This is a genomic window from Amycolatopsis sp. 505, from assembly GCF_031625235.1.
Classification (GTDB): Bacteria; Actinomycetota; Actinomycetes; order Mycobacteriales; family Pseudonocardiaceae; genus Amycolatopsis.
Window position 1 is genome coordinate 1 of record NZ_JACKQP010000034.1, and the last position, 556, is coordinate 556.

1 pseudogene is annotated in these 556 nt (G+C 66.7%); it reads left to right on the forward strand.

The annotated features are described in order from the left end of the window. Nucleotides 1-403 (forward strand): annotated as a pseudogene (locus H5965_RS46010) (Crp/Fnr family transcriptional regulator); the annotation flags it as partial. Nucleotides 404-556: the final 153 nt, after the last annotated feature.

Below are 556 nucleotides of genomic sequence, written 5' to 3' on the forward strand. Positions count from 1 at the left end.
GAAAGACCCCGGCTTCTTCCTCGCCCACCCCAAAACCATCGCCGCCTTCGGCCGCGAATGCACCAAAGCCGGCATCTACCCCACCAGCGTCGACCTCGCCGGCCACCAAGTCCCCTCCTGGCGCGGCATCCCCATCCTGCCCTGCAACAAAATCCCCGTCACCGACACCCGCACCAGCTCCATCCTGCTCATGCGCACCGGCGAACAAAACCAAGGCGTCGTCGGACTCCACCAAACCGGGCTGCCCGACGAATACCAGCCCGGACTCAACGTGCGGTTCATGGGCATCAACGACCAAGCCGTCATCTCCTACCTCGTCTCCGCCTACTACTCCGCCGCCGTCCTCGTCCCCGACGCCCTCGCGGTGCTGGAAAGCGCCGAAATCGGCCGGGAAACACCGTGACCGTGGCCTCTTCGGTGCAGCTGTCACTGAGCGTCACCGCCGCGCGGACCCTGACCACCACCACCAAAACCCTGCCGCAAATGCGCGGCATCACCACCCGCTGGCTGCTCTCCCAGCTGCCCTGGGTCGACGTCCCCGCCGGCTCCTACCGGG